Source organism: Microcoleus sp. S13_C3 (assembly GCF_036700905.1).
In the GTDB taxonomy this organism is placed as follows: Bacteria; Cyanobacteriota; Cyanobacteriia; order Cyanobacteriales; family Microcoleaceae; genus Microcoleus.
Genome location: NZ_JAUBPT010000209.1, coordinates 1 through 8,932 on the forward strand (window position 1 = coordinate 1; position 8,932 = coordinate 8,932).

The 8,932-nt window shown below is 48.0% G+C and carries 10 protein-coding genes; 5 read left to right on the plus strand and 5 right to left on the minus strand.

Annotated features, from left to right (window positions below; genetic code table 11):
- The first annotated feature begins 333 nt into the window (after positions 1-333).
- A complete protein-coding gene (locus QUA16_RS33145; RefSeq protein WP_333108604.1) occupies positions 334-759 on the plus strand; it encodes a DoxX family protein in 426 nt (141 codons plus the stop codon).
- On the plus strand, positions 756-1,274 hold the full coding sequence (locus QUA16_RS33150) for a DUF4385 domain-containing protein (RefSeq protein WP_333108603.1): 519 nt from the start codon (positions 756-758) through the stop codon (positions 1,272-1,274). The genes QUA16_RS33145 and QUA16_RS33150 overlap by 4 nt, the downstream gene beginning before the upstream one ends.
- Positions 1,275-1,713: 439 nt before the next feature.
- On the opposite strand, the gene QUA16_RS33155 is transcribed toward QUA16_RS33150, so the two are convergent.
- Complete coding sequence (locus QUA16_RS33155; protein WP_333108602.1) at positions 1,714-2,181, minus strand: regulatory protein RecX; 468 nt, start codon at positions 2,179-2,181, stop codon at positions 1,714-1,716.
- Positions 2,182-2,295: 114 nt separating this feature from the next.
- The gene (locus QUA16_RS33160; RefSeq protein WP_293126913.1) at positions 2,296-2,706 is read right to left on the minus strand and encodes an AbrB family transcriptional regulator; all 411 of its coding nucleotides are present in this window, start codon (positions 2,704-2,706) and stop codon (positions 2,296-2,298) included.
- Positions 2,707-3,394: 688 nt separating this feature from the next.
- On the opposite strand from QUA16_RS33160, the gene QUA16_RS33165 reads away from it, so the two are divergent.
- Positions 3,395-3,517, plus strand: a complete 123-nt coding sequence (locus QUA16_RS33165; protein WP_333181663.1) for a hypothetical protein — start codon at positions 3,395-3,397, stop codon at positions 3,515-3,517.
- Positions 3,518-3,551: 34 nt separating this feature from the next.
- Entirely contained in the window at positions 3,552-3,851 is a 300-nt protein-coding gene (locus QUA16_RS33170) for a hypothetical protein (RefSeq protein WP_333108598.1), read from the plus strand.
- Between the two features lie 452 nt (positions 3,852-4,303).
- On the opposite strand, the gene QUA16_RS33175 is transcribed toward QUA16_RS33170, so the two are convergent.
- From QUA16_RS33175 to QUA16_RS33185, 3 genes are all read right to left on the minus strand, one after another.
- On the minus strand, positions 4,304-4,513 hold the full coding sequence (locus QUA16_RS33175) for a hypothetical protein (RefSeq protein WP_333108597.1): 210 nt from the start codon (positions 4,511-4,513) through the stop codon (positions 4,304-4,306).
- A 117-nt stretch (positions 4,514-4,630) separates the two neighbouring features.
- The gene (locus QUA16_RS33180) at positions 4,631-6,325 is read right to left on the minus strand and encodes a CHAT domain-containing protein (RefSeq protein ID WP_333108596.1); all 1,695 of its coding nucleotides are present in this window, start codon (positions 6,323-6,325) and stop codon (positions 4,631-4,633) included.
- Between the two features lie 4 nt (positions 6,326-6,329).
- Complete coding sequence (locus QUA16_RS33185) at positions 6,330-6,584, minus strand: hypothetical protein (protein ID WP_333108595.1); 255 nt, start codon at positions 6,582-6,584, stop codon at positions 6,330-6,332.
- 1,410 nt (positions 6,585-7,994) lie between these two features.
- On the opposite strand from QUA16_RS33185, the gene QUA16_RS33190 reads away from it, so the two are divergent.
- On the plus strand, positions 7,995-8,932 hold a 938-nt coding region (locus QUA16_RS33190; protein WP_333181665.1), incomplete at its 3' end, for a calcium-binding protein.

Here is an 8,932-nt window from a genome sequence, read left to right on the forward strand (position 1 = left end):
AATCCTCTCCCCCTCTCCTCTTCTCCCCCTCTCCCTCTCTAATACCATAGGCAATCTAGATGCAACACAGCTTAGTTGTTTTGGGCACTCAACGCCCAGGCCTCCGATTCCAGTTCTCGCTTCCTCCAGTTTGGGGCTGGGAAAACTTGTCTGGGAGTTACCCAGAAACCTGGTTTTTCTACGAAATAAAATCGTTACAGCCACCAGCAAGAGTAGACAAACCCGGAAAGCTGGAATTTTTGGGGCTCAGTTTTCTTGTCATCTATATCGCAAATAGCGAATTTGGGCAACCATTATCGCAGCAATTTAACAATTATTAATTACCGATTGCCCATGAAAAGTCAAAAAGAAATTTGGCGAGTTATTCTTGCAGTAGCTATCAGTATTGTAGGCGTGCTGCACTTTGCAGTACCCGCACCTTTTATCAGAATTGTGCCGCCCCAGCTTCCTTACCCGGAAGCCTTGGTTTATATCAGCGGTTTTTTCGAGATTTTGGGCGGAATTGGGCTGTTAGTTCCTCCTGTCAGCAGGGCGGCGGCGTGGGGATTAATTGCCTTGTTTATTGCCGTGTTTCCAGCTAATATCAATCAAGCCGTCAACAACATTCCGATAGAAGGGATTCCCCACAACCAATTACTGTATTGGTTGAGGCTGCCTTTTCAAGCTGTCTTCATTGCTTGGGCCTGGGTTTATACCCAACCAGACGAAGGTAAACCCCGGGCTTCTATAGTTCCAGATAGAACAGAAAACGCCCAATGAAGCAGTTCGACTACCATGCGGATTTTAAGAACATCGACTTTCGACAGCACCCGGAACTTTATCGGGTAGGGAAAGGAGAACAGGGAGTCCTGTTGGTGGAACCCTACAAAGGAGAAATTCTGCCTTTCTGGAGATTTAAGACTCCTGAAATTGCCAGGGAGTCCAGCAGCAAAATTTACTCATTGTTTTTAGAGTATCTCGATCGCGAAGATTTTGTGGGAGCCGACATGGCCCGCAAGTTCTTGCAGATGGGGTATACTCGATCGCGTCGCTACGCCAACCACAAAAGCGGTCGAAAATACCAGCAAAACCCTCAAAAGCTGAAGTCTGTTGCTGAGCAAACCGCCGCTCGAAAAGATATTTTGCCACTAGAAGCAGATCCGGTGAAAGCAGAATCCGCCGCCATTTTTCAAGAGAAATGGATGCTGGCCAAAATCAATGAGAAATATCTCCAGCTTTTAGCCAGACACCGGCAGATGTACGAATCTTATTTATTGACATACTCCCCTGCCTAAAGGCGAGAGGATTCTTAACACTTCATCGACCAATGCTACCGAAGTAGTCTTACGAGCGCCTCCATGTTCATTTTAAGTCGTGGCAATGCCCTATCCCGACTATATGTATCGTTTTGTTTAAAAAACATTAACAATACTTTGTTTTGCTTCCAGGTTGGATTTTAACCATTGCCCTTCAGTCTTTCCCTATTACTGGATCAGTCCCGGTTTCAACTCAAGATGAGTATATATCGCTGCAATCTTAGGTGGGGATTTCAACCAATTAAACTATAGCATAAAGCCGTCCTAAAAGGACGGGGCTTGCATCCCATTTTCTCGGTCAAGTCTGAGGATTGACATACAGTTACAAAAACTCAGAAATCACAATTTAGCCCCCAGGCTGCGGTACAGTTGTGCTTGACTATCTGGGGGCAGCATTGATCGAGGGTTGTCCTATAACTTACTCATCATCTTCTTCCGCTTGCCACTGCCGCCAAATTTCAAAGGCATTAAAGCCCCTGTATTGCAGGTAATTCAAGACTTTGCCCTTGGTTTTCGGATCTGCTTTACCCCAAGTATCGATCTTGTATTTCCGCATGACTTTGGCTTTTAATTCGGCCAGTTTTTCTGCTTCGGAGTCCTGATTTTCGGCAATTTCTTCTTCCCAGACTTGCTCGAACAAATCGTTGGTAATTCCTTTTTGCAGGCACTTGCGCTTGATGGCAGACTTCCCGTATTTGCCTGCACCAGAGGCGATCGAGTTGGCCACCAAGCGAGTGTCGGACTGATAGCCGCGGTCTTGAATTTGCGCGATCGCCTCCAATATTTCCTCATTGCCAAAACCTTTCTCTTGCCCCTTTTTGCGAAGTTCAGAGGCACTGTAGTCTTTGCGGGACAAGAGAAAATAGAAATAGTCAAGACAGCTCATCAGTTAAATTGAAGGGTGGCGCGCAAATACTCCTGTAGCGAATCCCAAATCCAGTCGCCTTGCTATCGGCAGACTGCATCACGCGCGGCGAAGCTATCCCGCAGGGAATCGCCTTTATTCTTCTGTATCCTCCTCTTCATCATCCACTTCCACATCCGGTCTGTCCACATCGATCTGAATCAAGCGAATGTGCTTGTATCCGAGCTTAATTTCAAACTCGTCTCCCGGCTTTAATCCCATTTCTTGGGTATAATTGGCCCCGATCACGATCGAGCCATTCTTGTGAACGCTAGCTCGATAACTCGCTTCTCGCCCGCGTCCGTCTGCTTTAGACTTCTCTAGCTCAATGCCCTTAGCAGCTAACACTGCATCGTAAAACTCAGCCAGATTAATCCGGGTTTCTCCACTTTTGCTGACAGTGAAGTAGCCGCAAAGCTTTGCAAGTTCTCTGCGTGGCAAATCACTGCCTTTGATTTTTTGAAGCAGACCTTTTCCTGTTAAGGGTGCTGTAGCTGTTTCTGCCATTGACCGTACCTCGCTTATTGGACTTTACTTATATCAATTACAACACATTAGATTAACTTTGTTTCACTGTCAATACTAATAATTCTGAATATTAAGATTCTGGAGAAATTTCTGCGGCCTCAAGACCGGGGGTGCAAGTAAGGATGCTCGAAGGGCGATCAATTTGCTCCTCGCGGCCCAAATCCTTGTGTAAGCCTCTCTTGCGATCGCGCGGGGAATTATTGTCGCAAATTAAATGCTTTACTTTTTTACAGTAAAGTCTGTTCCCTGCATTCACCTATGCCCGATCGAGTCTGTGGTCAAGGTAAAAACAAGACAGCCATGAATCGAAATACCTAGACCGCGGCCGCTGCAAATCTGCCCAAAGCATTTACCGGCGCGGGGTTAACTTTTACCTCAACAAGACGAGGCAGGACTTGTTCTCGATGCCACTGCCAGCTACTTGTAAACCCTATTTTTCGGGCGGGAAATCCCCTCAAAACCCCAAATACCAACGGGCAATCTTCTATTAAGGTGTTGGGCATATAACTTGCACAGAACGCAGTCTGGGGAAGGCAATCCGGTAAAAATTCAAGAAAATTTCACCTCTTCGTTGAACCGGTTTAAGCTCAAACCCGACTCAATGGGCGCTGCGGCAGAAACATCGGGCAGCCACTAAGAGGGGAATAGTTTTGGGAGCATCTCACCTTTGCAGCCCTCCGCTAGAAATTGGAGTTTTGAGGCAGGAGGCAGGAGGCAGGAGGCAGAAGGAAAGAGGCAGAAGGAAAGAAGAAGAAGGAAGGAGCCAGAAGAAGTATTTTTACAAATATGAGATGCTCCCATAGTTTTGATCGGGCGAGATTGCTTTGCGACTCTTAACACTTCGCCAGGAATCAGTAGATTTCTACGGGGAACTCGGGAAAATCTTCCTCCTCCGGCCCCAAGCCAGAGAATTTGAGGTTACTTCCACAGGGGAATTGAAAAAGACCGAGTTAAATGCACCACAGCTTAAATGTTTGATGCACTACAAATTAGCAGCGGTTCCCGACATGGAGTTTGCATGGAAATGTATTGGTTTCCACTCGTGGGCTGTAAACTGCCATACTCTCAAAATTTATGCACCAACTGGAGGGGCGCGTCAATCGATTTTAGATTTTAGATTTTAGATTTTAGATTGAAGCCTTGACCCCACGGATAAATTCGGGGCGCCTTTATCGGATACAGGTTTTTTATTTCCCCGGTCCTGAGTCTGCTTTCGGAATGAATCACGTGGCGGGTATCCTGGATGCTTGATTGTCAAACTCACAGCCGCTCCCATAATTAATTATTGTGAAATATAGCAAGCGCGCTGAGGGTGAGGACGTTCTTAATTGTGGCAACTCTGGCTTTTATTGTCTTGTGCCGAATGACGAATGCTCCTGCGGCCGAATCAGCCCGCTCAAAAACGCATACAAGCCACCGACTCCTGTCGTGGAGAGATCAAAATTTTAGAGTCTTGTTCCTGTTCCCAGATTTATCTGTGGAGTAAAATTAAAATCTCAAATCCTTCGACTCAGGGCTCAAGCCGAAGTCTAAAATCTCAAATCGACTGACTAATTTTATATTAAGAGTCCCGGACTTACTTGCTCGACGAGAAACCCGGTTTCTTCCTCGATGCTTGGTTGGGCTGCTGCTTATTTTCGGTAAAAACCGGCTGGATGAACGTAAGTCCGAGATTCGATCGAGCAGTATACTTTCGATCGCGAATGGCCAGCGGCCGCCGATCGCGAATGGCCAGCAAAAACCCCACCCAGTTTGGAGCCGGGCCAAGGGGGTCTAAATTCAGCATTGCAGTGGGCGATCGCTTTTAGGAATGAAAAATAAATAAGGTGACTAATAGAGCAATAGTTGACCTTGGATCAAGGCTTCTGGGGTTTAATTATGCAAGTTATTAATTTTTCCTTCCTTAGTGACGTTGTTGCAGGTAATTTTGCGACAGGGGAGTGCGTACCGCCGGCAGTAACTCTTCTGGTTTCGTGCTTCGGTTCGAGTGCCGCCACCCAAAAAAGCCAGCACTCAAAGCAACGGGCAACAAGCAAAGCATCAGGGCCACAGATTTTTTCAACCCCGGTTTTTTTAACGGTTTCTGAGTCGCTGCAGCGGCGCGAGTTGCTTGGATCGCCGCACACTCAGAATGAGGAATAGAGGACGGCTTCGCCGTCGGTGAGTTCGGTGAATTAGTAGCATCGGGTCGATCGTTCTGGTGAACCCAATCCCTGCGATCTTTTAATTGGTTGGGATATTCCCAGACTTCGCCGTCAGAATTGTCTGACTCATGCGATCTATTGGCTGGGATTGGGGGGTATTGGGCGATCGCCGAAACCGAAGACGCAGCCTTCCATTCTGTACCCGCGAGCGCCGGTTGCGTTCCCGACCCCATTATGTGCACCATAGAACCGGAGGTCGCGCTGTGGGCTGGGGCGCCGGTCAAATAGCCGTCAAAGTCCGGGTGCTGGTAGAGAATCGGCAAAGCCCAGTATAGCTGGTGAGAACCGTAGGCAGAAATTAGCCCAGCTCTGGCCCGGCTCAGGCTGAGATCGACTGGATAGCCTTGATTGAGGTTGCGGTAAAACAACCGCGTCAGAGTTAGGGCTACATCGTCGGGGATGCTTTCTGCCATTGCTAGCACTGCCGGAATGCCCCGCTTCACTAGAGCTTCGGTTAAGTTCCGTTCCGGGCTGTCGTCCGCGAGGTCTGAGGGGTCGCCGTAGGCGCCGCGGCAGGAGTTGAACACGGCCATCTGAATACCGTTGTTAACGAGCAATCCAGCTAAGTCGTCGCCACTGAGGGTTTCGGTTAAGCCGGTGCGGCTGCTGACTAGGTAGAGTTCGCCACCTCTGGAACCTAAGTTGCTGTGGCCTGCGTAGTGCAGGACTTGGTAGTGTCCTTGTTCTAGGGCTTGGGTAAGTTGTTCTCGATCGGGCTGTTCGAGAATAGTCAGTTGAATTTCCGGGCAATGGGGGCTGTTTTTGAGAGGATGACCGGTGCGGTTTTGGAGTTCTTGTTGCAGGTGGAGCACTTCTCGCTTGAGCTGCAAGCTGTCTCGATCGCTCGGAGAGGCGATCGCCATTAAAATTTTTAGTGGCCCACCACTAGGCAGTATCCGGGTTTGTTTGAACAAACTTGTACCTGGTTGGTAGCGAGAAAACACGACATCGGTGCCGGTTGCCAAAGGGCGATCGCCCGCGTGCAGCACTTCCCACGGCAGCCGCGGCAAGCGCCGGCCTTTGAGTCCGAGTCGCAGTTGCAGCACTTCTCGGCGGTGCTGGGCGATGCCTTGAGCGCAAGTCCAGCTATCGCGCAAGTTTCCTTGAAACAGCCCGCTGTATAATTGTTGTCCGAGCGCTACTAAATTCGGCACTGAGTTGGGTCCCGAACGGGAGAGGCCGCGACCGGCAAAACTGTTTCCCTGTACTGCTTTTCCTTGGAGCAAGCCCACCAGCGGGTCGTTCATCAGTTGAGCCGACAGTGCAAGCCATTCGTCGATCGGCCAGCGGACTTGTTCTTCTGCTAAGGGTACACCGGGTGCAACCCTTTCTGTCCGCACTAGATATTCGTCGTCCCCAACAGGGGTGACTGAGAGTTGAAATTCCTGGCTCACGGATTTAGCGCCCTCCCGCCTTAATTCTGAATTTGCCTGCGTTTTTGCGGCTAGCAATAGCGATCGGCAAAATAATTTTTACTCTTTGAATCAAAGTTTCTGAATGCGCTTCCCCCGATCGGGCGATCGCTGGCGTCATATATATTTGTTCAAACACTTTGAGGATATAAAAGTTGTACTTTAATAACAGTTTATTAGTTTTGATTGCCCTGTGGCTCGGTGAAAGCCGAATTTTCTCCAATCTTGCTATCTTTAACATTTTGCACCTCTACCGCAGACCCCTTTAGATTTGTCGTGAACTTGAGTTTCTCATTGCTGAGTAAAGTTAAATTGGAGGCACTTTACCAGGCGGATCTCTAGTTCTTATTAAAATTACTTCGGCTCACGCCAACCGGTTTCAGGGCAATATCGCAGGAAAAGTTGAGTATTTTATTTTTTTGGGCGATCGGTCGATCGGTCTTTACGGCTTATCCTCTACCACCAACCCCCCATGTGTAATCTTGATTTTGTGTCAATTAATTAATTGGTCAGCCCTCGACTCTCATCCGTAAGCCCTCCGCCCTCATCCTTAAGACCTCAGTGGCGATCGGTAATCGATAGTTGACCATCGATAATTGCTAATAACTTATTGCTAATTTACCGCTTTTATGATATACAAAACTTTTAATTTAACTCTTTTAATCTAGTTAAAGTTAAGCAGCAAAAATAAACTTAACCCGCCAAGAACTCTCAACAATACAACGGCAATCAAATTATTCCGGTACTCTCTAGCAACCATCATTTTTGGCATCTAGAGGATTACGCCTCATCAGGCCGGTTTCTCGGATAATTATTGGATTTGGTAGCGAAGCCTCTACAAAGCAACTGGGTTTCGTCGCCTCGCCGTGAGCCATTCCCGCTCAAAATGCCGAGCTTGCAACTGTCACCAAAAACGACTCCTGCATCTGTTACTCTGTTTGGCAAAATTTTACAATCTGTCTTGAGATAGATAGATTTTGGCAGGGTTCTTAGTATTAATATGAAAAAAAAATTTTCAGTTCGCGATGTTTCCTCAACTCGATAAAAATTTGTGCAACTAAAAATTAGAACAAATATTTGCCCGGGCGAATGATCTAAATTTTTAATTAATCATCGGGAACTAAAATTAGGAGGGTGCTGTCGTTTAGTCAAGAGATTCAAATCCTAGGTCAGGGAAGGATTTGTCAAAGCTGGGAGTGTTACAAAACTTTAATACACCCAGCCTAGAGCGGAAAAAAAGCAAGGGTAGAATTTGGGGGATACAGGTTTTGGGTAGTTATTTAGGAGTTGTCAGTTGCGAGTTTAAATTCAGCTAATTCACTGTAGAAATTACGTAGAGAATCTACAATAAGGGGCCCTTCGGCGCAGCTTACTGGAGAAATTACCGAGAAGAGCTCAAATGCTCGGCGCTTCGGCGCAGTTATTACAGTGTAGGTTGCGGAGCAATTAATTGTGGTACGCAATGGCAGAATATAAAACTCGCAACAGAGCGAAAAAAACCTTGCTGTTTAAGTGGCATCTATAATAGTAAAGATGAGGAAACCAGCTCCTCTAGCAGGCGAAAGCATGAAGTTAAAAAAAATCTTCTGCAGCCTCCTGTTTGCTGATAAATTGATTCTAAGAACCTTACCTTTTTTGGGAAATATCAACAATGGAACCAGACGTAACAACGTTAGAAAAAAAACCGGAAACACTTTTTCCGGTTCGAGAGGAAACACAAAATCCAGTCGGGAATTTAGGCAACAACAGCTCTACAATTACCAAGGAGGAGTTAGCCAAGTTAATTGAGCAAGCGATCGAAAACCCCGACGGCGTTACCACCAAATCTCCTGATCCGTCTAAGGGTGCATCCGAAACAGGTGCTCCTGATAACAAGCAAATTGCGGAATTTAACGGCGTACTAGAAGAAGGTGCGAGCAACGATGATGGCAGCGGCATCGATCGCCGAACCCGCGTAGGTAGCAATGACGATGACTTAATTTTCGCTACCGACGCTAACGAGGAGATATTCGGCCTACAAGGCGAAGACACAATCAAAGGAAAGCCTGACAAAAAAAATAAAATCTACGGCGGTAAAGGTGGCGATGATTGCGAGGGCGGCAATGACGATGATGAAATAAAGGGCGATCGTGGCAACGACAACGTTAAGGGCGGCAAAGGCAACGACACCATTAACGGCGGTAAAGATAACGACACCCTTTTTGGCGGCAGCGGCAACGACACCTGCCAAGGCGATGACGGCGATGACGGGGTGCACGGCAACGAAGGAAAGGATGACGTTAACGGCGGCGCCGGCAACGACACCATCTACGGCGGCAAAGACGACGACAAGTGCGAGGGCGGCGAAGGCAACGATACCGTCAGGGGCGACGCAGGCAAGGACAACGTTAGCGGCGGCGACGGCAACGATAGCGTTAACGGCGGCAAAGATAACGATACCGTGCTAGGCGGTGGCGGCAGCGACAACTGTGCAGGCGACGAGGGCGACGACAGCGTTAGTGGCGGCATCGGCAACGATACCGTGCTAGGCGGTGGCGGCAGCGACAACTGTGCAGGCGACGAGGGCGACGACAGCGTTAGTGGCGGCAT